The following is a 23,340-nucleotide window of genomic DNA, read 5'->3' as shown; positions in this document are numbered from 1 at the left end:
GTTCCATGGCCGGAGATATGGTCTATCTTGTTTGTTCAGTCAAGACTGAACATTCTGATAGTTAACATCAGACCTCGCGCGCCCTCCGGATCTTGCGGGCGGAGGTCTGGATCACCGCGGAAAAAAGCCGGTTTTCAAAGTCTGGCAATGGCCGCCTGGCCAACCTAAGACATTCGCTCGACGGCGATGGAGCCATCTCTAGCCATGCCCACGATTTACGAAGTCGAGCATCTGCACCAACCCTCGGGCTGGCTCTCGCCCGGATATCTCGAAATCGACGACCGCGGCGTGATCGTCCGCGTGTCCGGCCATCGCGCCACGTCTGAAGAGACACAGACGCTGGCGGGTTTCGGCGTGCCCGGCCTATCGAACCTTCATTCCCACGCCTTTCAACGCGGACTTGCCGGTCGCACCGAGCACGTCACCGGAGAGCGGGCCGAAGCCAATCTCTGGACGTGGCGAGAGCAGATGTATCGCTTCGTCGATCGTCTCACGCCGGAGGACTACGAAGCAATCGCGTCGTTGGCGTATTTGGAGATGCTGCAATTCGGCTTCACCTCCGTTTGCGAATTTCACTATGTCCATCACCAGAGTGGCGGCGCCCGCTATGACAATCCGGCCGAAATGTCGGACCGGCTGATCGCCGCCGCGGATCGGGCCGGACTTGGATTGACGATCCTGCCCGTGCTCTATGCCCACGGCGGCATCGGCAAGCCGCCGGAGAAAGCGCAACTGCGCTTCGTCCACGGTGTGGACCTATATCTCGCCCTCATAGACACGTTGCGCAGCCGCCGCGACCGCTGCGCGACGCTACATGTCGGCGCCGCCTTGCACTCCTTAAGGGCAGTGGCTCCCGATGAGGTGCGCGCCGCAGTAGCGGGCGTGTACGCCATCGATCCGGCGGCGCGGCTCCATATTCACGTCTCGGAGACGACCCAGGAGATCACCGAGGTCGAGGCTGCGTTGGGCGCACGTCCGGTGCAATGGCTGCTCGATAACGTCGGCCTCGATGGCAAATGGTGCCTGGTCCATGCCACCCATCTCGACGCAGCCGAGCTTGCGGGCGCCGCGGCCAGCGCCGCCGTCGTTGGGCTGTGCCCGCTCACCGAAGCCAATTTAGGCGACGGCCTTTTCTCGTTGCTGGACTATCACGCCGCCAAAGGGCGCTGGGGCATCGGCACCGACAGCCAATGTTCCACCTCCATCGCCGCGGAACTCCGCATGCTCGAATACGGCAAGCGGCTCGAACTGCGCCGGCGCAACGTGATCGCTCGCCCAGCGGACGGACTGGGCTCCCATAGCGGCCGGGTGCTGTTCGACAGCGCGCTGGCGGGCGGCGAACAGGCCTCAGGTCAAGGCGGCGGAGCCTTGGTTCCAGGGCGGCGCGCCGATCTCGTCATGCTCGACGGCGACAGAAACGTCCTCCTGGGTCATGTCCCTCAAACCGCGCTGGATGCCTGGATTTTCGGGGGCACGCAGAACCCCGTGCGCGACGTGATGGTCGCTGGGAAATGGGTCATTCGCGACGGGCGGCATCCCAAAGAGCCCGCAATCCGCGAGGCTTATCGCGATTGCATCGCATGCCTGACGCAGTAATCCGGCCCTCTTCCGCCGCAGGCGATGACTGTGACGGTCAGCTAAGGAAAAACATGGATTATTGATGTATGTTAGGATGCCGCAAGGCCGTGCGCCGCGCCTTGACCCGGAGAAACCTAATGCGTCTGACCGTCTACACCGACTACGCATTGCGGCTCTTGATGTATCTGGCGCTCAAGGACGACGGGCTGGCGACCATCGAGGAGATCGCGGAGAGCTACGGCATCTCCAAAAACCACCTCATGAAGGTCACCCACCAGTTGGGCGTCGGCGGCTACATCGAGACGGTGCGCGGACGCCGTGGCGGCTTGCGGCTGGCGAAGCCCGCACAGGAGATCGGACTTGGCGATGTGGTCCGCTACACGGAACCGGACTTCGCGATCGTGATGTGCCTGGAGCCTGTCGATGCCGATTGCGCCGTGCGGCCGCGCTGCGTGTTGCGCCGGGCGCTGGAGCGCGCGCGCGACGCCTTCATGAAAATTCTCGACGAGTACACCTTGGGCGACCTCGTCAAACCGCGGTCCGCTCTCCGCGATCTGCTGGCCATCGCGCCTCACGCGGACGCACGCCGTTAGGAAGGCATCCCGCGGCCATCAATCTCGCCAAGCAGCCATTCCCTAAAGGCCGCGACACGGCGATCGTCGAGGGCATGGAACGGGCAAACCAGCCAGTAACTGAAGCCGCTGTCATAGGTGAAGTCGAAAGGAGCCACCAAGCTCCCGGTGGCGAGGTCCCCTTCCGTCAGATGGCTTGGGACCAGGGCCACCCCCAGCCCCTCCGCGGCGGCGCGAAGCAGCAGCTCCGAATAGGCGAAGCTCGGACCGCGGTCCAGATCGATGCCCGTGACCGCGGCCGCCCTCAACCACAGCGACCAGTCCTCGGGGTGGGAGCTGTTGTGCAAGAGCACATGGTGCGCCAAATCCGATGGTTCTTTGAGCGGGGCCGGCCCTTGCCGCAGCGCCGGGCTGCAGACCAGGATCAGGGATTCCGCGATGAGACGCTCGCTATGCAGCCCCGGCCAATCACCGCGCCCGTAGCGGATCGCAAGATCGACGTCGGAGCCTGCGAACTTGGCCACCTCAAGACTTGCGTCCAGCCGCACCTCGATATCCGGGTGCCGGCGTCTGAACGCGCCAAGGCGCGGGATCAGCCACCGGACGGCAAAGGTGGGGAGCAGGCTGATCGTCAGGGGCTCGTTGGAGGACGGGCGCCGAAGGTCCGCGATGGCGGCGGCGAGGCGGTCCAGCGCGGCCTGGATTTCCGGAAGGAAGGCTTGGCCGGCGGGCGTGAGCGAGACGCCGCGCGTGCTGCGCTCCAGGAGGCGCACGCCAAGCCCCTCTTCCAGCGCGTGGATCTGATGGCTGACCGCCGACCGCGTGACCGACAGTTCCTCCGCCGCTTTGCGGAAGCTCAGGAGCCGCCCGGTCGCCTCGAACGCCCGCAAGCTTGGCAAGGGCGGAATGGGGTGAACCATCACTGGTGAGCCTGCCTTGACAGCTAGTGAGAAGGCTTCGCTATGCATTCCAAATGTTGCCGCCTAATACTAGTGAACTGACATCACCAATCAATACGGGACGTGGAGCGACCTTCGGAATGAAACCCATCCGCATCTTCCGCCACGAGGACTGGATTCAGTCGGGCCGCCTCGAGGAATATCTCGCGGCCCACGACGTCCCTTGTGAGCTGGTGTGCATCGAACGGGGCGATGGGGTGCCGCAGCAGATCGACGACGTTTCCGGACTGGCCTTCTTGGGCGGCACTATGAGCGTCAACGACGATTATCCCTGGCTGGCCGAGGAGATGGCGCTGATCCGCACCGCCGCGGCGAAAGACTTTCCGATGCTGGGTCACTGCATGGGCAGCCAGCTCATCGCCAAAGCGTTGGGGGGCGCCGTCGCGCCAATGCCGGCGAAGGAAATCGGCTGGTACGCGGTGCAAAAGGCCGACAATCCGGTCGCCAAGGAGTGGCTCCAGGCCGCGCCCGATCGTTTCGACATCTTCATCTGGCACCACGACGCCTTCAGCCTGCCGCCCGGCGCAGCGCCGCTCTACTCCAGCGAGTACTGCCCGGACCAGGCCTACGCGCTGGGCAACAGCGTCGCCACGGTGGCGCATGCGGAGGTAACGGCCGCGATGCTGGAGGAATGGCTGCGCCTCTACGGCTATGACATCGCGCCGCCGTCTGACAGCGTTCAGCCCATCGAGCAGATCCGCGAGCGCCTCGCCGAGCGCTGCGCCACCATGCATCGCCAGTTCACGGACCGGCTTTACGATGCCTGGCTGGAACGGGTCAGGGCATACACGCCTGGCGAACGGGTCGCTTGACTGCTGAAGCGCGCCCGCTTTCGTCGCGGGGCCGAATTGCTACTTGGCGACCCGGCGAGAAAGGTGACGAAAGATGAGCGAGCATCATAGCGGCGGCTGCCTTTGCGGCGCGGTCCAATATGCGGTCAGCGGCGAACTCCGCGAGGTCGTCAATTGCCATTGCGGGCAATGCCGGCGGACCCATGGTCACTTCGCGGCGTATACGGGCGCGGCGCTATCTGATTTCTCGCTGACCTCAAGCGAGGGCCTACAGTGGTACCAATCTTCGGCACGGGCGCGGCGGGGCTTCTGCGCGCGTTGCGGCGCGAGCCTGTTCTGGGAGCCGGCCGGCGGTGACTACGTTGCGATCGCCGCAGGCACACTCGATGAGCCAAGCGAACTGCGCACGGTGGCTCATATTTATGTAGCCGATGCCGGCGACTACTATGCTCTCGCGGACGATCTGGTGAAATATCCCGGGAGCATGACTGCGGGAGACGAGCCGGACGCTTAGCCAGCGGTGGGTGTTGTTTCGCGGCCCGGCTCGATCGTGATCGCCAGGAAACGCCAAGCGGCTGCTTCACCCACGATATCCAGTATCCCCGCGGCGGTCGTCTTGCTTCCCAGCATGTATTGGTCAGTCAATACGGCCTCACTGCCGTCGAAACCATAACTCCTGGTCATGAATATCATTCAATGATATTGAATTCACTGGCAGTGAGCCGGGTCATTGTCTGAAATCGCGGCCACTTTGGGCCGGTTCGGAAGCGGGATAGAGCGTCCGAAAGACGCCTGTAAGCGACAGGCCGGTGCTGGACAATGAGGACTGTGTATCCCGGACTATAGGAGGACGGGAGGGTACCGCAGATGACTGGCGGTGGCGGCATGAAGCTCGCCATAGCGGAGAAGCCGGCTGGGCTCTTGCGGTTGGAAGATCCGGGCGCGCGCGGCGCGCGCGGGGCGATCGATTTGCTTCACAAGGTGCTGACGCAGCTGATCGCCGATCCCGACTCCGCGGAGCCGTTCGATCTGGTACTCTCTCACATTCTTGAATTGTCGGGCGCCGAGGCCGGCACGATCTTCGTCAGCACCGAAAGCGGACGCCAGCTCACACTTCTTGCCTGCATAGGGCCCGACGATCGCGATCGCTGGATGCGCATCGCCGATGAGCGTGGCCTCTACCAGAAAAACGGCAGCGCCACGGCGTCGGAAGCGTTCGCCGATCCCGAAGATCCGGGATCGACCATCCTAGCGCAACTCTTCGACCAGGGGCCGTGCGGCCACGGGCTGCTCCTGCTCCGGCTCGCCGGCGACCGCAGCTCCGTGCCGTCATCGGCTTTGGAGTCCTTGCCGGGCTACGGCGAGTACCTGGCCGGCATCCTCTACAGCGCGCGTTGTGCGCGCATGAAGCTGCGCAATGCGCAAAGCGAGGAACGCGCCGCTATCGCGCGCGAGCTACACGACTCTCTAGCCCAATCGCTGTCTTATTTGAAAGTGCAAGTCAGCCTGCTACAGACCATGCTCAAGAGCGACGGCGATCACGCCTCGGAAGTCGACTCAGCGCTGCAAAAAGTGCGCAGCACCCTCAGCACTGCGAACCTGCAACTGCGCGAATTGATCACGACCTTCCGCTTGACGATGCATGGAAGGACTTTCGCCCAGGCCCTGGAAGACTCCATCGACGAGTTCGAGCGGCGCAGCTCCATTGCCTTCGATCTGGACAATCGCCTTCCCGTCGGCGTGCTGACAGTGGCCGAAGAGATGCAGCTTCTGCTCATCCTTCGCGAAGCCCTGTGCAACGTGGTGCGTCACTCCCACGCCAATTATTGCTGGGTCTCGGCCCGCCTCAAGGAAGACGGCACCGTTTGCTTGGGCGTGGAGGACAACGGCATCGGCATGCGCCTGACGATGCAGGACGCCGAACCGCATCATGGACTCATCATAATGCAAGAGCGGGCGCGCAGTCTCGGCGGGGACTTGCGCGTCGAGGATCGCGAGGGCGGCGGCACGCGCCTCTATGTCCGGTGCTGCCGCGAACGAAGCACGCTATCGGGTACCATCGTAGGCTGAGGATTTCGCCATGAATACGGAGTCATGCAGAGTATTGTTGGTCGACGATCACCCGCTGTTTCGATGCGGTGTGGCCCAGCTCATTGCGGCGCAAGAGGGTTTCGAAGTCGTCGGCGAGGCCGCGTCTGCCGAGGAAGGCGTTCAGCTGGCCTCCTCGCTGAAGCCCGATTTGGTGCTGATGGATCTCAACATGAAGGAAAGTAGCGGTCTCAGCGCCCTCAAGCAGATCAAGGACAGCGGGATCGAGACCCAGGTCATCATGCTCACGGTGTCCGACGCCGAGCAGGACTTCATCAGGGCGGTTCGCGCCGGCGCCGAGGGCTACCTGCTCAAGGGCTCGGAGCCAGAAGAGATTCTCGACAAGCTCCGGCTCGCGGCCCGCGGCGAAACCGTGTTTACCGAGCCGTTGATGAGCATGCTGCTGGACACCATGCGCGACGGCACGCCAGCGGCGCCACCTACGGATGAGGAGTGCCTCACCGCACGCGAGCGGCAGATCCTACGTTTGATCGCCGCCGGCAAGAGCAACAAGCACATCGCGCGCGAACTCGATATCAGCGACGGCACCGTGAAAGTGCATGTCAAAAATCTGCTGCGGAAGCTGAACCTGCAGTCGCGGCTCGAGGCCGCCGTCTGGGCGCTCACTACGGCCTGAAACGCCGGCGATATTCGGACCGACAAGACCTCGCATGGCGTTTTCCTGCTCCTGTTGCGCGTCCGAGTTGTGTGTGTTCGCTCAGGCTCCCACCTTCCTTGTCAAGGCCTGCCACATCACCCCGCACTATTCTTGACAATAGTCAGACTAGCTGGACACCCCGGGCTACCTCCAAGGTAGTACTACTCTTGCCTACTTCATTTTCTCACCGCGCATATTGCAATGGTGTAACTTGGCTACGCTCCATCGAACCCCATACAGAAGCCACGAGCATGTCGACTGCGCAGATTGAGGTCCTCACCGAACTCCTGGTCGAAAGTGACGAGTTGGCGACCAGCCTCACGAGCGAGTTTTGCCCCGGCTCCACGCCGCTCGTTGCGCCCCTTGTCGATGCGATCGACATCGTAGTTTTCGTCACCGGCCCGAGCGGCAGTCTGCGCTATGTGAATGCGGCTTGGACGCGCCTGACCGGCTTCTCCCTGCAAGAGACACGGACGCTCGGCCGCTCCGCCTATTTGCATCCGCAGGACGAAGAGCGCTGGCTCCGCTTCCTGGAGGCCCGCAAGCACGACCCGCAAAGAACGGCCGCGCTGGTGCTGCGCTTCCTCACCAGCTCCGGCAAAACCGTCCATTTGGAGGCCGGCGCACAGGCTGTGGTGGCCGACAACGGGCGCTGCATGGGCTTTGTCGGAACGCTGTTCGATGTGGGCAATCGCGTGCAAGCGGAGGGACTCAAGGAAGCTAGCCATCGCACCTTGGAAACCCTGATCAACAACCTGCCCGGCCTGGTTTATCGCTGCCGCAACGACCGTCAGTGGACCATGGAATATATGAGCAAGGGCTGTGAGGTGCTGACCGGCTACCCGCCGGAGGCCTTGATCAACAGCGAGCGCCTGACCTATGCCGATTTGATCGTTCCGGAAGATCGGGAGCAGGTCTGGCAGAACGTCCAGGTCTCGTTACGCGAGCATCGGTCCTTCGAGCTCATGTACCGGATTCGAACGGCGCGCGGCGAAGAGAAGTGGGTGCTCGAGCGCGGCCGGGGGAATTACTCCATCAGCGGCGAACTCCTCGGCGTGGAGGGCTTCATCACGGACGTCACGCGGGAGAAGCATGAGCAGCTTCGCCTAAGAAGCGACAGTCTGCTCGACCCGGGAACCTGCCTGCCGACTCCCACCCTGTTCTTGGATCGGCTTGAAATGGCCTTGCGCCGGAGAGAGTCGCGGCCGCACGATTCTTTTGTCGTGCTCGTCGTCCACCTCGACCAGTTCGCCAAGTGGCGCGAGAGTCTCGGTACCGAGTTCAGGGAACGTGCGCTCCTGGATGTCGGCAAGCGCATCGAGGCGATGCTGAGCCCCATCGACTCTCTTTGCCTTTGGACCGACAGCGAGTTTGCGATCCTGCATGAAAGCGCGGAGGCGAATGCGGACTCCGTGGCTTTCGCGGTGGAAATCCAACAGGCGCTGCGCCCGCCCGTCGTGGACGGCAACAACGAGATGTTCCTGACCGCCAGCATCGGGGTCGTCACAAAGCCGACGGGGCATGAATCCGCCGACGAACTCGTTTCCTTGGCCTCGACGGCGGCCGCGCGGGCCAGGAATGTGGGCGTGGGCCGCATCGAGACGGTTGAGATCGATCCCGCCTCAAAGCCGGCGCGAAAAGTACGCGCGAACGGCTAGGCTTTCGCTTTTCCGCTAACTGTCAGTGCGATGCGGGCGGAGCCCCGTGCGCAAAGCGCCTTAGGCCCGCACTCGGGTCTTCTGCGGATCGTAGTGTGGAAAGCCGACGACTTTGGCCGGGATGCGCTTTTGATGGCCGTCCAGCTTGCCGATCTCGACGTCGGTGCCCAGCTCCGACTCCGTGATGTCGAGTCTCGCGAGCGCGATGTTCTTCTTCAGGATCGGGGAGCGCGTGGAGCTGGTCACCACGCCGACCTGCGCCCGCCCTTTGTAAACGGGGTCTCCGTGATGGACGCAGTCATTGCTGTCAATATCGAGACCGACCAGCTTTCTCTGAGGATTGGCCTTACGGCGGATCAGGGCCTCGGAGCCGATAAACGACTCGTCCTCCATGTCCTTTCGGATGGTGAAGCCGATGCCGGCCTCGAACGGATCGGTCTGATCGCAGAATTCATAGCCGAAGAAGACCAGCCCGGCTTCGATGCGGACCATGTCCAACGCGAGAAGGCCGAAGGGACGCAGCCCGAAAGGCTGACCGGCCTCCCAGATCGCGTCCCACACTTTGGTCGCCGCATCGGGGTGGCACCAGATCTCGAAACCAAGCTCGCCCGTATAGCCGGTGCGTGAGATCACGACCGGCTGCTCGGCGATGCGCCCGATGGTGAAGCGGAACCATTTCAGCTCCGCCATGGTCGGCTGGTGCGGCGGAGTCCACACGATCTCTTTGAGGATGTCCCGGGAGTTCGGGCCCTGCAGCGCGACATTGTGCAATTGATCCGTGGATGAGCGGACCCACACCTTCAGGCCGCGATCCTCGGCAAGCTGGCGCAACCACACGCCCAGATATTCGTCGCCGCAAACAACCCGGAAATTGTTCTGGCACAGACGGAAGATGGTCCCGTCGTCGATCATGCCGCCATGCTCGTAGCAGAACGCCGTGTAAACGACCTGGCCCTGACTGAGCTTGCGGATGTTGCGGGTGGCGGCGAGCTGCAACAGGGCCTCGGCGTCCGGACCCGTCACCTCGAACTTGCGGAGAGCACTGAGATCCATGATCACCGCCTTCTCCCGGCAAGCCCAATATTCCTCGATGGGCTCCACATCGGAGAAGCAGGAGGGCAGCCAGAACCCGCGATAATCTTCGAACTTGCGCGTGAGCTCGGCGAAGCGCGGGTAGAACCCGCTTTCGCGCGTCATGCGCGGCTGGGCATCGGGCGTCATGCGGTGAGCCTTCCCCTTGGGAAACGAGTTGTCCTTATCATAAACGCGAACCTGGATATCGGTCGGCAGCCAGCCATTCGCGGGATCGACATCGTCGGCGCAGGACGATGAGGCGCAGACCAGATCGGTCAGTGCCCGCAGCAGCACGTAATCCCCCGGCCTCGACCAGGGCTCGTCCAGGCCGATGCCGTCATTATCGTCGACGAACGTGTTGTAGAAGAAGTTGATCGCCGGCCATCCCTTGCGCGGCGCGATCCCATAGGACGACAGGCAGTTGTTGAAGTTGTCGGTGCAGTTGGAATGCCCCGGATAACCCATGTCCTCGTAATATTTGGCGTTGCAGGCGAGCATGAAAGTGTCGTGCCGGCCCACGGTGTCCTGCATCACCTCCACCAGGGGCTTCTGCGTCTGGTCGAAGTATTTCGAATGGAGGCCGGGGCCCGGCGCCGCCGTGCCCATCAATGAATGTGTCGTGGTGGCGTCGAGGCCGTTCTCCGTACCGTTCTCCAATGCCGCCGCGTCGAAGGCGAGAAAATCCGAGCATTGGCGCCCCTCGACGTCGACGATCTGGATGTAGTCCCCCGCCTTTACGCGATAGGCCGAGGCCGTTGCCGCATCGATCCTGAGGTCGAGCTTCGGTTCGGCGAGCGGCGGCGGCGGGTCGAGCTCCGCATCGTGGTCATGGGTGATCTCCACGAGGAGCTCGGTCGGCGGGTTCTGGGCGTCCGGCGTCATAGCCTCGCCAGGCGCGAAGACGAGCAATACGCCATCCGCCTCGATATCAAAGCGCACTTGCGTACCCGGCGCGGTCTCCTCGCCGAAGACGCTCGCGCCGCGCACGGCTTCCGCCGCGACCCCGCGGGTGGCCACCGCATTGGCAGCGGCGGCTTTGCCATCCTTAGCCGCGGCCAAGGATGCATCGAGTGTCGGTGCGTCGAGCCGGCTCAAGGCCGGGATCACCGCTTGGCCGCCTTCCGTCTCGGAGATGGCGTAGAGCAGTCCCGGCTGAAGTCCTTCCGGATCGACGATCTTCAGCTTGTCGCCCGCCCGCACGCTGACGGCGACGACACCGCCGCCCGCAACGCGCATACGGCGCACGCGCGTGGTCGGCTTCACGGAGGAGGCAGGCAAGACCTCCCTCCCTACGAGGCTCATGGTTATCTCCTTAAACGCGCCCGAGCGATCGCCCGGGTAAACCCGCTTCTTCGTCGCCGTGGCGCGTCGTTCACTCGGCGGCCTCAGGCGCTTTCAGAAACGCACCAAGGCTATCGTCCAACGCTTTCATCCAAAGCGTGTGGTGCTGCGGCGACATCGTGCCTGTGAGCGTCGAGGGATAGCAACGGTCCCGATAGGTCAAGATACCCTCCATCTTGTGGTGTTCCCACTCCTTGAAGAGCTCACCAACATGATCGACATCCAGAGGCGGATAATCGGTCGCCTGGAGAAGGTCTCGGACATACTCCGTTTGAAAGTCGATCTTCTCGTCTTCGGTCGTGCAGGCCTCTTCCCGCGCCACCCACGCCTCGCTGTCGGCTTTCATGGCTGCCCGGTCCGGTAGTTTGATCCGGCCTAGTATCACGTCACGCGCATACCAGGCCTGCGCATCGAACATGTTGAAGGTGTAGTACTGGTCCTGCATGCCGAGATATAGCAGCTTCGGATTATTGATCCAAACGACGCCCTTATAGATATCCGGCGGATACAACCTGTTGTGAGTCTTCAGACGAAGGTCGTCAGGCAGGAAGGGGAAGTGATGCAGATAGCCCGTGCACAGCACGATGGCGTCCACCTTCTTGGTCGAACCGTCCGAGAAATGAGCGATGTTGCCTACGGTCTTGGTCAGCAGGGGCTTCTCCTCGAAACCCTCGGGCCAATCGAAGCCCATGGGCTTCGTGCGATAGCTGAAGGTGATCGAGTTGGCGCCGTATTTATGGCACTGCGTGCCAATGTCCTCGGCTGAATAGGAAGACCCGACCAACAGGACGTCCTTGCCTTTGAATTCGAGCGCGTCGCGAAAATCGTGCGCGTGGAGGACGCGACCCGGGAACATACTGAGCCCTTCGAACTCCGGCATGTTGGGCGTCGAGAAGTGACCATTGGCCACTACGACATAGTCGAACTCTTCCGAATAGATGCGGTCCTCAGGAAGGTTCTTCACGGTGACCGTGAACTTTTGGGTTTCCGGCGAGTACGAAACCCAGCGCACGGCCGTCGAAAGGCGCACGTAACGTTTGGCGCCGCTGTTCTCGGCCCGCCCCATGATGTAGTCGTGAAGTACCTCGCGCGGCGGGTAGGATGGAATGGCGCGGCCGAAATGCTGCTCGAACGAGTAGTCGGCGAACTCGAGACATTCCTTGGGCCCGTTCGACCAGAGATACCGGTACATCGAGCAATGGACCGGCTCGCCATATTCGTCCAGTCCCGTGCGCCACGTGTAGTTCCACAGGCCGCCCCAGTTCGCTTGCTTCTCGAAACAGACGAGTTCCGGAACCTCCGCTCCGTTTTTTTCAGCCCCCTCGAAAGCGCGAAGCTGGGCTGTGCCGCTCGGGCCCGCACCAATGATGCATACGCGTTGGTCCTTGATCGATCCCGGCCGCGTATCTTTCGAGTCATTCGCCATCGAGTGCATCTCCCCTTCTTGTCGCTTTTCGATCTTGCTCGCGGCGAAGCTTTCTCCACAATTCCCTCGGTTAGTTACCCCAAAAGGGTTAGGTAGAGAGGGCGATCCTTCGGCGCGGATCGGCAGCCTCGGGCCTTATGCAGAACCGGCCTACCTCTTGGAGAGTAATTGTCTTTTGTCCGGATCGCTTTGACACTGGCCCTCGCCTCAAGCGAAGTCTGACAAAGGTCTGGTCGGGCCAGCCCGGTCTTAGGGGCGGCTTTGCGGATCGCATCCTCCTTCTCAGTAACCCCAAGGAGGTACGATCTTGGAAGAATGCATGGGCCGCGAGAGGTGTGGTAATCACCTCGATCTGCCTGCTCAATGGGGCCGACCGCGCCGATGACAATCGCCGAGCAATCAATTCTTCAGGTCCATACCCTGGCTCGGACTTTCGGCGGCATCGTTGCCGTCAATGATTTCAACCTGAGTGTTCAAGCCGGCTCGATCCACGGCCTGATCGGGCCCAACGGCGCCGGCAAGACAACGACCTTCAACGTCATCAGCGGCTTCTATGCTCCCTCCCGCGGCAAGGTCGTCTACCTCGGAGAGGACATCTCGGGGCGCGCCACCAGCGCGCTCGCCGAGCTAGGGCTGATCCGGACCTTTCAGGGCACGACCCTGTTTCACGAGCTCAGCGTGCACGACAACGTCCGTCTTGGCTGTCACCGCAGCGCCAAGGCCGGTCTCATCAAACGCATCCTCGGCACCGACCGGGCCTCCGAGGAGGCTGCGGAGCAGAAAGCCCACGGCATCCTCGAGTTTCTCGGACTAGAGAAGCTCGCCGACGAACTCACCGCCAATCTATCCCACGGGCATCAGCGCGCCCTCGGCCTGGCCATCGCACTCGCCGCGGATCCGAAGCTGATGTTGCTCGATGAGCCCTTCACCGGCATGAACCCGGAAGAAACAAGACGGATGATCGAGCTGGTGAAGCTCGTGCGCGAGGAGCAAGGCGTGACCATCATGCTGATCGAGCACGACATGCAGGCCGTGATGGGTCTGTGCGACGCGATCACGGTGATGAATTTCGGCACCCTCCTCGCCGAAGGAACGCCCGAGGAAGTGCGCAACAATCCCGCCGTGATCGAAGCCTATCTGGGGAGCGCGGGCGATGCTGCTTGAGATCAACGACGTCGAGGTCCACTACCACAAGGTCGCGGCCCTCAAGGGCGTCAACATGGCCGTCCCCGACGACGGCATCGTCACCATCATCGGCGCCAACGGCGCCGGCAAGAGCACGACCTTGCGGGCCATCTCGGGGCTCGTGCGCCTCAGCCAAGGCGAGATCATCTTCGCGGGCAAGCGCATCGACACGCTTGCGCCGGAAAAGATCGTGGCGCTCGGGATCGCCCATGTCCCCGAAGGACGGCGCGTGTTTCCCGATCTCACAGTCGAGGAGAATCTCCGCACCGGAGCCTTTCTGCGCTCCGACAAGTCGGCAATCGAGTCCGATCTCGAGGACGTGTTCAAACGCTTCCCGCGTCTGAAGGAGCGCCGCGGACAATGGGCCCGGTCGCTTTCCGGCGGCGAGCAGCAAATGCTGGCGATCGGCAGGGCGCTCATGTCCCGGCCGAAGATGCTGATCATGGACGAGCCCTCGATGGGTTTGTCGCCGGTCATGGTCCAGGAAATGGCGCTCATCATTCGCGATATCGTCGAGCGGGGCGTCCCCGTGGTGCTTGTCGAGCAGAATGCCGAACTGGCGCTCAAGCTTGCGCGCTATGCTTATGTGCTGGAGACGGGCAAGATCGCCCTCGAAGGACCGGCTCCTGAGCTGCACGACAATGAACATGTGAGGCGCGCGTATCTCGGTGCCTGAGACCTGGGACCTCAAAGAACTCGTGAACGCCGGCTGGAGCGAGACCGATCTCGCCTGGGAGACGGCGGCCGAGGCCACGACCGACGCGGCCGCGCAGAACGACTACCTTCGCGCCAAGGAAGAAGCCGGGCAAGCGCTCCAGATGGCCCGGGCGAATTTCGAGCCGATCGATCCCCGCCTCGGCACGAGCCTCGCGAATTACGGCGTGTGCCTGAGCCTGACGGGAGACGACCAGGCCAAGGCTTCGCTCTTCGCCAAGGCCCTGGAGGTTTGGAAAGGCTCCGCTCCCTGGATCGCGCGCATGGACGCTCCACGGGTCGCGCGCAGCTCCATGTTCCACTTGCGCATGGAAGCGCGCCACCGGGATACCTATCGCGGTCTGTGGCAGCAGCGCTGGCGGGAAATCGCCGCGGAAACGGTCAAGCGCCTCGACGCCTTGAACGCTCCGGATGCGGCTGTTACGGCCCCGGCTAGCGACACGCTGGCCGTCTGGCGGCGGGAGCGTCCCGCGATGCTCAACGATACGCGGAAGCTGATGGCGGCGGCGCTTCTGCTCCTGGCACCGCCCGTATCGGACCTCTGAGAGACGCCGCCTACTCGGCCGGTTGCTCCGCCAGGGCGTCGCGCCGTTCCTTGCGGCCGGCGAACCAACCCTTGATCTTCGGCAACAAACTTTCCAGTCCGTTCGGCAGGAACAGGATGGAGATGATGAGGATCGCGCCGTAAAACATCGGACGCATCTCGTCCACGTCGAGCGAGCGCAGGATCACCTCGTTGAGGATGGTGAGCGCCACCACGCCCACGATCGGCCCATAGAAAGTCGCGGTTCCGCCGACGATGGCCCAGATTAGAATATAGACCATTTCTTCCACGCCGAACCGGTTCGGGGCGACAGCGCCCACATAGTGGGCATAAAGCGCGCCGGCGAGACCTGCGAAGAAGGCCGAGATGACGAATGCCAGCATGCGATAGCGGAACGCATTGACGCCGACGGACTCGGCGAGCTTGTCCTGCCAGTGGATGGCGTGGAAGGTCAGGCCAATCCGCGACCGCTCGACGCGATAGAGAATGAGCAGGGAGACCGCGACCACGACCAAGCAGAGGTAGTAGTAGTTCACCGGCTCGTAGAAATCGATCGAGAAGATGTCGGGCATTGACGGGATGCGCTTGATGCCCTTCGGCCCGCCGAACAGGAAGGTGAGATCGCTCCACTTCCACATCAGCCGGATCACCTCGCCCGCGGCGAAGGAGCCGATGAGAAAGTAAAAGCCCTTCATCCGGAACAGCGGAAAACTCAGCAGGAATGCGAGGAATCCGGCCATCGACGCCCCGAGGAGCATGGCGACCGGCACGGGAAGCTCAAGCTGCTTGGCTGCAAGCGCCGACGTGTAGGCGCCGACGCCCATGATGACCGCGTGCGCCAAGGACCATTCGCCGGTCAGCGTCAGAAGGCGATAGCTGCAGACCAGCAGCACGTTGATGACCAGGAAGACCAGGATCTCCTGCTGCGAGAACGAGAGAAGATGTGGGAGCGCGATCAGAACGACCGTGAGCAGACCGAAGCCAAAGGCCCAGGCAATGGTCGAATTGGTCTTAGGCTTAGGCACGTTCTTTCGCTCCGAACAGCCCCGTCGGCTTGACGATCAGGACGGCAAGCATCAACAGGAGGCCGACGATATTGGCCAGCGTCCCGTCGTAGAGCGTGGTCACGAATGTATGGACAAAGGCATAGAGGATGGCGACGAGCACCGCGCCTTCGAGGGAGCCTAGCCCGCCGACAATGATAATAATGAAAGCGGTGACGATGACCGAGTGACCCATGAACGGCGTCGGCGAGACGAGCGGCGCGGTAAGCGCGCCGGCGACGCCTGCGAGAGCGGCACCGATGAACATCGCAAGCCGCGCGGTCTGGTTGATCGACATGCCTTGCAGGACCGCGGCCTCCCGATCTTGCGCACAAGCCCGCAACGCCCAGCCGAACTTGCTCTTGCGCAGGAAGAGCCAAAGCGCCGTCAGCAACCCAACCGCCGCCACGATGACGTAGAGCCGCTGATAGGTGAGCACCGCGCCGTCCAGAAACACGAGCTTATCCTGGGTCGAAGGCGGGACATTCTCCATGCGAACGCCGAAGCCGAGCACCGCAATCGTCTGCAGAATGAGAAGGAAGCCGATCGAGGCGATCAGCCCCCCGAGTGGATTGTCTCGCAATGGCCGGAACAGCGCGAGCTCCATGAGAAGCCCGAGCAGCCCGACAAAGACCAGGCCCGCGGCGACGGCAACAAAGAACGGGAGGGCTTGATCGGCATACAGCGCCACGACCACGTAGGCGCCGGCCATATAGAGCTCTCCATGGGCAAAGTTGACCACGCCCATCACACCGAAGATCAACACAAAGCCGACGGCGATGAGCGCCATGTAGCTCGCCGCGTAGGTCGCGTTGACAACGGTCTGAAGGAACAACTCAACGGTCATCACAAGGCTCCGTGATGCGCCAGGCTTGGCTCGGTGCCGGACGTATTATACCGGGTAGCGCGAGGCGCATGAACAGCCCCTCCGCCATTGGCGGAGCGCAGGAAATCCTGTCTCGGAAGCTAGACTAGACCTTGCACCCAGCAGGACGTGCTCAGCTGCGCTGATAGTACATCTGATCGAGCGCTTCCATGTGCTTGATCAAGAGATCCTTGTGCTTGTCCCACCAAGCCGGGATGGACTTGAAATCCTGGATCTTGGCCTTGCCGTCCTTGATGACCACGACGGGCCAGAGGCCGACGAGCGCATTGTCGATGCCGAAGAGCTCCTTGCCCCACCAATCGGCCTCGCCGAATGCTTGCTTGCCGGTGCCGCCCACCTTCATGGCCTCCAGCACTTTCTCCGGGTCCGTGCTGTCGGCGCGTTGCGCGGCGTCGGACCAGAGATCCATGATCGAGGCATATTCCCACGACACGGCGCCCCACTCGCCCTCGCCGAAGCGCTTCACGTATTCCGCGTAGAACTCGTTCGGCTTGTTGAAGTTGACGTGAGGCTCGTTGAGCTTGGGATCGTCGAAGTCGGGGAACTGGAAGATGAAGCCTTCCATGAACTCCTTCGAGGTCTTCTCGACCATCTTCTGATAGAAGTCGGCCGTGCAGGAGATCATCTGCCCCTTAAAGCCCTGCTGGAAGGCCTGCTCCGTAAGCGGATGCACGTAGTCGGCGTAGCAGGTGTCGAGGCAGATGATGTCCGGCTTGAGGGCCAGCATCTTCGACATGATCGGCGCGAAGTCGGTCGTGGCCGGATCGAAGAAAATCGGATCGCCCAAAACCTCGATGCCCGCCGCCTCGAACGCCGCCAGATAGGTCGCGACCGACGGCTTGCCGAGCGAGTCGTCTTGAGCGCAGATGACCGCGGTCTTCAGATCAGGCTTGTTCTCCGCCAGCCACTCGACACCGGTGACATTGTAGATCGGGTGCACCTCGCAAGGCGCGACCAGCATCTTCGTCTCGGGCGACAGGTCGCTCGGCAGGAGCGTCGAGACCAGCATGTTCTCTTTTTCCGCTACGGGAGCCGCGCCCGGCCAGGGGTCGCCGCCAAGCATCATGATGAACTTGACGTCGTCCTCCTTGATGAGCTTGACCGCGCCGGTGCGCGCGTTGCTGGGATCGTACTCGTCGTCATAGGCGACGAACTCGATCTTCAATACGTCGTCGCCGATCTTGATGCCACCGTCGGCATTGACCCAGTCAGCCCAGATCTTGCAGCCGTCGAGGCCCGGCTTGCCCCAGGCGGCGACCGCGCCGGTGAGCGGCGCGAGGAAGCCGATCTTCACTACCTTGTCGGCCGCGAATGCAAGCTTCGGCATGGAAACGCCGGCCATGACCGTGGCGGCGGCGGTGGTCGAAAGAAAATCGCGGCGATTGATTTGAAACTTTGTCATTTGGTCCCTCCACGTCGAATGGCGGGACGACCGTGGAGACGGGCGACCGGCCTGACACTCATTTGCCTACGAACGGGATTGCGGCGGTTGCAGCGGGCAAGGCGGTAGAAGACTCAGACCTGTTGCTCATGGCGCCCTTGCTTCAAGTAACGTCCACACCACCATTTCACAGCCACGCCGCATGGCTGGGAATGCGAATTCGCCTAGGAGTTTCGGGATTTATACCCTCCGGAGACAATCCTCTTGAGGGAGTAACTATTAGGGGGTACGCAAAATAGAGGCGGCGTCACGCGGGCGATTGGCAGCTTTTCAAGCACGAAACCTTGCGCAACGGCGCTCGGCTCTTAAATGCCTAAAGATTCAACATCCTGCCCGGAAATTGCGTGCCAATAATGCGGTTTCGCATGCCCTTCGCGCGTTTATTGCGGCGCAAATACTACTCCGCCGCGGGGACGAGCTCGTGTCGGGTCAGATCCCGGCGTACCACTCGTAGCCGCGGTCTTCCCAATAGCCGCCCCGCCCGCCCTCGATATCGTCGAAGCTCTCCACCGCCTCGATCCGGCGGATGTATTTGGCCTGTTTGTAGCCCAGCTGCCGCTCGACCCTCAGCCTCAGCGGGGCCCCATGGGGAACCCCCAGGACCTTTCCGTTCATGTCGTAGGCCAAGAGGGTCTGCGGGTGGCGGGCGTCGATCAGGTCGATGCTCTCATAGTAGCGGGGCCCGTCCTCGGTCTGGGTCAGGGCGTCGAAACAGTGGAAGACGATATACCTGGCCTCGGGCTTGAGCCCGGCCTCATCCAGCAGGGTTTCCAGCCGGACCCCCGTCCACTGGCCGATGGCCGTCCAGCCCTCGACACAGTCGTGCTTGGTGATCTGGGTCCGGGCCGGCCGCTCCCTCAGGTCCGCCAGCGACAGGCTCAGCGGCCGCTCCACCAGCCCGCCGACCTCCAGCCGGTAGGCGGCGAATCCCCCGGCCTTCAGCGCCACATAGTCCGCCGCCGCCGGGTCGATCGACCCATTCGGCTTGAAGTCCGGGGAGATGTCGGCGACCTCGTATTCCGGCGCCAGGGCCTCTCTCGGCACGACCAGCCGCTGAACGCGATAGGTCAGCGCCTCGGCCGAGACCCTCAGCCGCTCCCCGATGGAGACGCCCCGCTCGCAGGCCGCCAGCGCCATGACCCCCGCCGTCGCCAGGGCCCGCGTCAGCCAGGTCCGCCGGTTCATCGGCCGCCTCCCTCGGAGCTGGAGGGCTCGATCACGAACCAGCCCGTGACCATCGCCCGCATGTTGTTGAAGAAGCCCGTCCAGAACACCAGGGCCACATGGACGACGATGAAGCCGACGATCAGCCCGCCCGAGATGAAATGCAGGGTCCGCGCCGACTGCCGCCCGCCCATGATCTCCAGCAGGATCCCGCCGATCGCATTGAACCCCGGCGACATCGACAGCCCCGTGACCAGCATCATCGGCAGCACGACCAGGACCATGGCCACATAGGTCAGCTTCTGGATGACGTTGTAGGTCCTCGCCTCGTCGTCCTTTGGGAAATGCAGCCTCGCGTGCTCGACCACCGACGGCCAGAAACCCTTCAGGTCACCGGGCGTCGGCCACAGCCTGCGCCCGAACCGGCGCGTGACGAAGCCGTAGGCCAGATAGATCAGGCCGTTGATGACGAAGACCCAGGCGAAGAAGAAATGCCAGTGCCGCGCCTCCGCCAGGTTCCTCCCCTGCGGGATCAGCAGCCAGTTCGGCAGCGGCGGGATGCTCAACAGGGGGTCGGCGAAGGTCGAGCGCAGGCCCCAGTACAGATGCGGATGGGCCAGCAGGATATTCAGCCCGCTCATGATCAGCACGACCACGGCGACGACGTTCAGCCAGTGGCTGATCCTGACCAGCGGTGGATGTCTGTATGTGTCGGTGCGACCTCCGGGCAAAGGCCGGTCGGCGTGAGGCTCAGGGCGAGGCTCGACCGCAACCTCTCCGGCGAGCGTGTCATCGGTCATCGCATCGTTCCCATCGTGTCCGACCCTCTCACTGCGGCCCCATCCCGGCAATGGCCGTGCTAGAACTACGCCATGCCCGGTTCGCCAGACGCTGCCTCGATACCACCCCTGAACGTCGCCATCGTCGGCTACGGCAATGCGGGCAAGACCTTCCACGCCCCCCTGATTACGGCCTGCCCCGACCTGAGGTTACATGCGGTCGTCACCACCCGGCCTGACGCCCTGCACGCGGACTGGCCCGACGTCCGCGCCGTGCCCGCCCTCGAGACCGTCCTGGCCGACCCGACTATCGCCCTGATCGTCCTGGCGACGCCGGACGCCCTGCATGCCCCGCAGGCGCAGGCCGCGCTGAACGCCGGCAAGGCCGTCGTCGTCGACAAGCCCTTCGCCCTCACCCTCGACGACGCCCGCCGTCTGGTCGAGCTGTCGGAGGCCAAGGGGCTGTTGCTGTCGGTGTTCCAGAACCGCCGCTGGGACGCCGACTTCCTGGCGCTTCAGGCCGAGCTGGCTTCGGGCCGTCTGGGCGAGGTCGTGACCGTCGAGAGCCGGTACGACCGCCACCGCCCCCTGGTGCGCGACCGCTGGCGCGAGAATGACGGCGACGGCGTCTGGATGGACCTTGGTCCGCATCTGGTCGATCAGATCCTGACCCTGTTCGGTCGGCCCGAAGCCATCACCTGCGATCTGGCCGTCCAGCGCCCAGGCGGTCGGACGCCCGACTGGGCCCACGCCGTGTTGCGCTATGCCGACAAGCGGGTGGTGCTGAACGCCTCAATGGTCTGCGCCGCCCCCGACGTCCGGTTCGTCGTCCACGGTACGAAGGGCAGCTGGCTGAAATCCGGCCTCGACGTGCAGGAGGATCAGTCCAAGGCGGGCCTGGTCGTCGGCGCGCCAGGTTGGGGCGTTGACCCCAAGCCCGGAACCTTCGTCGACGGCGAGACCGGCCAGCGCAGCCGTGCCCCCGGCCCGGCCGGCGACTACCTCGCCTACTACGCCGGCACCGCCTCGGCCCTGCGTGGCGAGGGGCCGCCGCCGGTCACGCCGCGACAGGCCCTGTCGGTCATGGAAGTGCTGGACGCCGGCCTTCGCAGCGCCGCCTCTCGTCGGGAAGTCCTGATCGGTCAGTAGCGCTGTGGGGCGGCGCAGCGGGTCCGGTCGCCGGCGTTGCAGGCCCGAACGTCGGCCTCCCAGCGGGCGCGTTCGGCCTGCCAGCGCGCCTGCTCCGCCTGCCAGTCGCTCTGGGCCGCTTCGGACCGCCGCACGTCTTCCTCGTAGGCCAGTTGGGCCTGGGTCGACGCAGTGACGACCTCTTCGTATTTGGCGCGGTCCGACCGCTCCTGATTCTCGGCCAGCGCGTTGCGCGAGGTGATCTCGTCGTTGAGGGCCTGGGTCGTACGCAGTTCGGCCGGGTCCTGCTGAGCGTCGTCGGCCCGGTGATAGGCCTCGCCGTCGTTGACGGGTGGCGGGACGGCGGTGGGCTGGGCCTGGCTCAGAAGCTGGTCGGCCTGGTCCGCAGATCGGGTCTGGGCCTGATTCTGGGCGGTCGGCTTCTGCGCCGCGACCGCGCTCGCAGCCAGCACGAAGCTCAACGCCACGGCGGAGGCCGCCAAAGTCCGGGTCCTGAACATGATCTCGCTCTCCCTCTTCCGATCCCGTCAATGATCCAGCCTCAGGAGCTTGGCCATATCAGGGCGATGCATCTGGCAAAACTCCGTTCGCGCCGAAAGGTGGCGCCGGGCGGCAGAGCTGCGCTAGATGGGGAATTCTACTCCTCCCCAGCGAGTCCCAGCCGATGATCCTCTCCACGAGTTCTGGCGACTTCCCGATTCCGCCGGACGTCGCCACCCGTCTGCCCAAGATTCCGCCCGTGCCTGACCCCACGGCCCCCAAATATCGCGAGGCGAAGCGCGCCTTTACCGACTGGCTGGACGCCGCGCCCGAGCACACCATTGACTTCGAACGTCTGCGCCGCTGGCATCTGGTCCAGAACGACCTCGCCGCCGCGGCCCGCGCCGAAGGCCGCACCTTCGTGGTGACGGAGGACGGCCTGGACTGACCCGGGCGTCCCAAATCTGGGACGTCGGAGCCTTGGCCCCGGCGCCCGGAGGCCTTACGAATTCCGAGTCTGCCCCGCACTACGCGACCGGGGCCGACCGCGTCGACAAGGCCCGGTTGCTCCCCTGGAGCCATCGGGCCTTTTGTCATCCTGAAGGGAAAAGTGGCGCACCCGACAGGATTCGAACCTGTGACCCCTGCCTTCGGAGGGCCAGATTTGGCGAGAGACGAAGCGTCCCTTGTGTTCCCGTAAGCCGACAATGCACAGAAAACACGCACTTTTCAAGTGACGTAGGTTCCTGTCCGATTTCGTGTGTTACCCTACGGTGATGACCCCGTGGTGACCGGAGCCGGAACACGTGATGACCACTGCCCTTCGCGAACGACCGCCAGTTCGTCTGTCCAAACGGACTGTCGACGCGGCCCTTCCCGGCCCTGATCGGTACACGATCTGGGATGTGGATTTGAAAGGCTTCGGGCTCCGCGTGTCGCCGGCCGGAGTGCGCACGTATGTCGTTCGCTATCGGATCGGTGGAGGACGGACTGGGACGCTCCAGCAGGTTTCCCTCGGACGCCACGGCACCCTCACGCCAGACGAGGCCCGCGACGCCGCTCGGACCGTGTTGGCCAACGTCACGAGGGGCGAGGATCCGCAGTCTGAGAAACAGGCCAAGCGGCTAGAAATCACCGTCGCTGAACTCTGCGATCTCTATCTCGCTGAGGGCGTCGGGATGAAAAAGTCCAGCACGTTGGTGATCGATCGCGGCCGAATCGAACGGCACATCAAGCCGCTCTTGGGGTCGGCGAAAATCGGAAACCTCAATCGGACTGAGATCGAGCGGTTCTTGCATGCGGTGGCCGAGGGCAGGACCGCGCGAACCGTGAAGACCAAAGCGAGGGGCGTCGCCGTGGTGAAAGGCGGACAAGGGGCCGCGACCCGGACCGTCGGATTGCTGGGAGGCATTCTTTCGTTCGCCGTCCGGCGCGGACTGCTAGCGACCAACCCTGTTCACGGCGTCGAACGGTTTAAAGACAAATCGTCTGAGCGGTTCCTGACCACAGAAGAGATCGGACGCTTGGGTAAGGCTCTCGAAGCCTGTCGCCTTGAGGGGTACAACGCGTTCGGGTTGGCAGTCATTCGCCTCCTGCTTCTAACCGGCTGTAGGAAAAGCGAGATCGAAGGCCTTGAGTGGTCCGAGGTCGATCTTCCGAACCGCTGCCTCCGTCTCCGCGATTCAAAGACGGGCGCGAAGACTGTGCCGATCGGAGGCGCTGCCATCGCTGCACTGGACGAACTGCCGGCAAAGGGGAAGTCGGCGTTCGTCTTCCCGGCTGAGACCGGAGATCACTACGTCGGCACGCC

General features: G+C 63.3%; 23 protein-coding genes. 13 read left to right on the top strand and 10 right to left on the bottom strand.

From position 1 onward, the window contains the following. Window positions 1-204: 204 nt before the first annotated feature. Entirely contained in the window at window positions 205-1,596 is a 1,392-nt protein-coding gene (locus ACSLE4_RS06320) for a formimidoylglutamate deiminase (RefSeq protein WP_435903632.1), read from the top strand. A gap of 119 nt (window positions 1,597-1,715) precedes the next feature. Next, a complete protein-coding gene (locus ACSLE4_RS06315) occupies window positions 1,716-2,171 on the top strand; it encodes an RrF2 family transcriptional regulator (RefSeq protein ID WP_435903631.1) in 456 nt (151 codons plus the stop codon). Here ACSLE4_RS06315 and gcvA read toward each other — a convergent pair. Further along, a complete protein-coding gene (gene gcvA / locus ACSLE4_RS06310) occupies window positions 2,168-3,070 on the bottom strand; it encodes a transcriptional regulator GcvA (RefSeq protein ID WP_435903630.1) in 903 nt (300 codons plus the stop codon). The genes ACSLE4_RS06315 and gcvA overlap by 4 nt on opposite strands. Window positions 3,071-3,189: 119 nt before the next feature. Between gcvA and ACSLE4_RS06305 the strand changes: the two genes are divergently transcribed. Together ACSLE4_RS06305 and ACSLE4_RS06300 are read left to right on the top strand one after the other, a co-directional pair. Further along, window positions 3,190-3,921 carry a type 1 glutamine amidotransferase gene (locus ACSLE4_RS06305; protein ID WP_435903629.1) on the top strand — a complete coding sequence of 244 codons (732 nt, stop codon included), beginning with the start codon at window positions 3,190-3,192 and terminating at the stop codon, window positions 3,919-3,921. Window positions 3,922-3,994: 73 nt separating this feature from the next. After that, window positions 3,995-4,414: a GFA family protein gene (locus tag ACSLE4_RS06300; protein ID WP_435903628.1), complete on the top strand. Its 420-nt coding sequence runs from the start codon at window positions 3,995-3,997 to the stop codon at window positions 4,412-4,414. Here the strand turns inward: ACSLE4_RS06300 and ACSLE4_RS06295 are convergent. Beyond that, window positions 4,411-4,584 carry a hypothetical protein gene (locus ACSLE4_RS06295; protein WP_435903627.1) on the bottom strand — a complete coding sequence of 58 codons (174 nt, stop codon included), beginning with the start codon at window positions 4,582-4,584 and terminating at the stop codon, window positions 4,411-4,413. The genes ACSLE4_RS06300 and ACSLE4_RS06295 overlap by 4 nt on opposite strands. Before the next feature lie 183 nt (window positions 4,585-4,767). Here ACSLE4_RS06295 and ACSLE4_RS06290 point away from each other — a divergent pair, with 183 nt between their 5' ends. The 3 genes from ACSLE4_RS06290 (at window position 4,768) to ACSLE4_RS06280 (ending at window position 8,304) form a co-directional block, all read left to right on the top strand. Further along, window positions 4,768-5,970, top strand: coding sequence for a histidine kinase (locus ACSLE4_RS06290; protein ID WP_435903626.1), 1,203 nt, complete (start codon window positions 4,768-4,770; stop codon window positions 5,968-5,970). Window positions 5,971-5,980: 10 nt separating this feature from the next. Then, window positions 5,981-6,625 (top strand): two-component system response regulator NarL, encoded by a 645-nt coding sequence (narL, locus tag ACSLE4_RS06285; RefSeq protein WP_435903625.1) that lies wholly within the window; start codon window positions 5,981-5,983, stop codon window positions 6,623-6,625. A gap of 272 nt (window positions 6,626-6,897) precedes the next feature. Then, window positions 6,898-8,304, top strand: a complete 1,407-nt coding sequence (locus tag ACSLE4_RS06280) for a sensor domain-containing diguanylate cyclase (RefSeq protein ID WP_435903624.1) — start codon at window positions 6,898-6,900, stop codon at window positions 8,302-8,304. A gap of 60 nt (window positions 8,305-8,364) precedes the next feature. Here the strand turns inward: ACSLE4_RS06280 and ACSLE4_RS06275 are convergent, their stop codons facing one another. Continuing rightward, window positions 8,365-10,680, bottom strand: a complete 2,316-nt coding sequence (locus tag ACSLE4_RS06275; protein ID WP_435903623.1) for a DUF1989 domain-containing protein — start codon at window positions 10,678-10,680, stop codon at window positions 8,365-8,367. Between the two features lie 70 nt (window positions 10,681-10,750). After that, window positions 10,751-12,145, bottom strand: a complete 1,395-nt coding sequence (locus ACSLE4_RS06270) for an NAD(P)-binding domain-containing protein (RefSeq protein ID WP_435903622.1) — start codon at window positions 12,143-12,145, stop codon at window positions 10,751-10,753. Window positions 12,146-12,526: 381 nt separating this feature from the next. Here ACSLE4_RS06270 and ACSLE4_RS06265 point away from each other — a divergent pair, with 381 nt between their 5' ends. Genes ACSLE4_RS06265 through ACSLE4_RS06255 form a run of 3 tightly spaced genes read left to right on the top strand, consistent with a single transcriptional unit; the run spans window position 12,527 to window position 14,589 of the window. After that, on the top strand, window positions 12,527-13,309 hold the full coding sequence (locus ACSLE4_RS06265; protein WP_435903621.1) for an ABC transporter ATP-binding protein: 783 nt from the start codon (window positions 12,527-12,529) through the stop codon (window positions 13,307-13,309). Then, window positions 13,302-14,006 (top strand): ABC transporter ATP-binding protein, encoded by a 705-nt coding sequence (locus ACSLE4_RS06260; protein WP_435903633.1) that lies wholly within the window; start codon window positions 13,302-13,304, stop codon window positions 14,004-14,006. Before ACSLE4_RS06265 ends, ACSLE4_RS06260 begins: the two co-directional genes overlap by 8 nt. Further along, window positions 13,999-14,589, top strand: coding sequence for a hypothetical protein (locus tag ACSLE4_RS06255; RefSeq protein ID WP_435903620.1), 591 nt, complete (start codon window positions 13,999-14,001; stop codon window positions 14,587-14,589). The genes ACSLE4_RS06260 and ACSLE4_RS06255 overlap by 8 nt, the downstream gene beginning before the upstream one ends. Before the next feature lie 10 nt (window positions 14,590-14,599). On the opposite strand, the gene ACSLE4_RS06250 is transcribed toward ACSLE4_RS06255, so the two are convergent. The 5 genes from ACSLE4_RS06250 to ACSLE4_RS06230 all read right to left on the bottom strand — a co-directional run bounded on the left by ACSLE4_RS06250 (window position 14,600) and on the right by ACSLE4_RS06230 (window position 19,922). Then, a complete protein-coding gene (locus ACSLE4_RS06250) occupies window positions 14,600-15,613 on the bottom strand; it encodes a branched-chain amino acid ABC transporter permease (RefSeq protein WP_435903619.1) in 1,014 nt (337 codons plus the stop codon). Further along, entirely contained in the window at window positions 15,606-16,478 is an 873-nt protein-coding gene (locus ACSLE4_RS06245; protein WP_435903618.1) for a branched-chain amino acid ABC transporter permease, read from the bottom strand. The genes ACSLE4_RS06250 and ACSLE4_RS06245 overlap by 8 nt, the downstream gene beginning before the upstream one ends. 151 nt (window positions 16,479-16,629) lie before the next feature. Then, window positions 16,630-17,919, bottom strand: a complete 1,290-nt coding sequence (locus ACSLE4_RS06240) for an ABC transporter substrate-binding protein (RefSeq protein WP_435903617.1) — start codon at window positions 17,917-17,919, stop codon at window positions 16,630-16,632. Window positions 17,920-18,387: 468 nt separating this feature from the next. Then, window positions 18,388-19,143 carry a molybdopterin-binding protein gene (locus tag ACSLE4_RS06235; RefSeq protein ID WP_435903616.1) on the bottom strand — a complete coding sequence of 252 codons (756 nt, stop codon included), beginning with the start codon at window positions 19,141-19,143 and terminating at the stop codon, window positions 18,388-18,390. Beyond that, window positions 19,140-19,922: a cytochrome b/b6 domain-containing protein gene (locus ACSLE4_RS06230; protein ID WP_435903615.1), complete on the bottom strand. Its 783-nt coding sequence runs from the start codon at window positions 19,920-19,922 to the stop codon at window positions 19,140-19,142. The genes ACSLE4_RS06235 and ACSLE4_RS06230 overlap by 4 nt, the downstream gene beginning before the upstream one ends. Window positions 19,923-19,994: 72 nt before the next feature. On the opposite strand from ACSLE4_RS06230, the gene ACSLE4_RS06225 reads away from it, so the two are divergent. Beyond that, window positions 19,995-21,050 carry an oxidoreductase gene (locus ACSLE4_RS06225; RefSeq protein WP_435903614.1) on the top strand — a complete coding sequence of 352 codons (1,056 nt, stop codon included), beginning with the start codon at window positions 19,995-19,997 and terminating at the stop codon, window positions 21,048-21,050. On the opposite strand, the gene ACSLE4_RS06220 is transcribed toward ACSLE4_RS06225, so the two are convergent. Beyond that, on the bottom strand, window positions 21,044-21,550 hold the full coding sequence (locus tag ACSLE4_RS06220; protein WP_435903613.1) for a hypothetical protein: 507 nt from the start codon (window positions 21,548-21,550) through the stop codon (window positions 21,044-21,046). The two genes, ACSLE4_RS06225 and ACSLE4_RS06220, sit on opposite strands and share 7 nt — an antisense overlap. 164 nt (window positions 21,551-21,714) lie before the next feature. On the opposite strand from ACSLE4_RS06220, the gene ACSLE4_RS06215 reads away from it, so the two are divergent. Beyond that, window positions 21,715-21,978, top strand: a complete 264-nt coding sequence (locus ACSLE4_RS06215) for a hypothetical protein (RefSeq protein ID WP_435903612.1) — start codon at window positions 21,715-21,717, stop codon at window positions 21,976-21,978. Window positions 21,979-22,339: 361 nt separating this feature from the next. Next, window positions 22,340-23,340, top strand: a 1,001-nt coding sequence (locus tag ACSLE4_RS06210) for a tyrosine-type recombinase/integrase (protein WP_435903611.1), incomplete at its 3' end; no start/stop codon positions are given.

This window comes from Methyloceanibacter sp. (assembly GCF_051306395.1).
GTDB lineage: Bacteria > Pseudomonadota > Alphaproteobacteria > Rhizobiales > Methyloligellaceae > Methyloceanibacter.
Note: the sequence above shows the minus strand (reverse complement) of the source record. Positions and strands in the feature narration are given on the sequence as shown.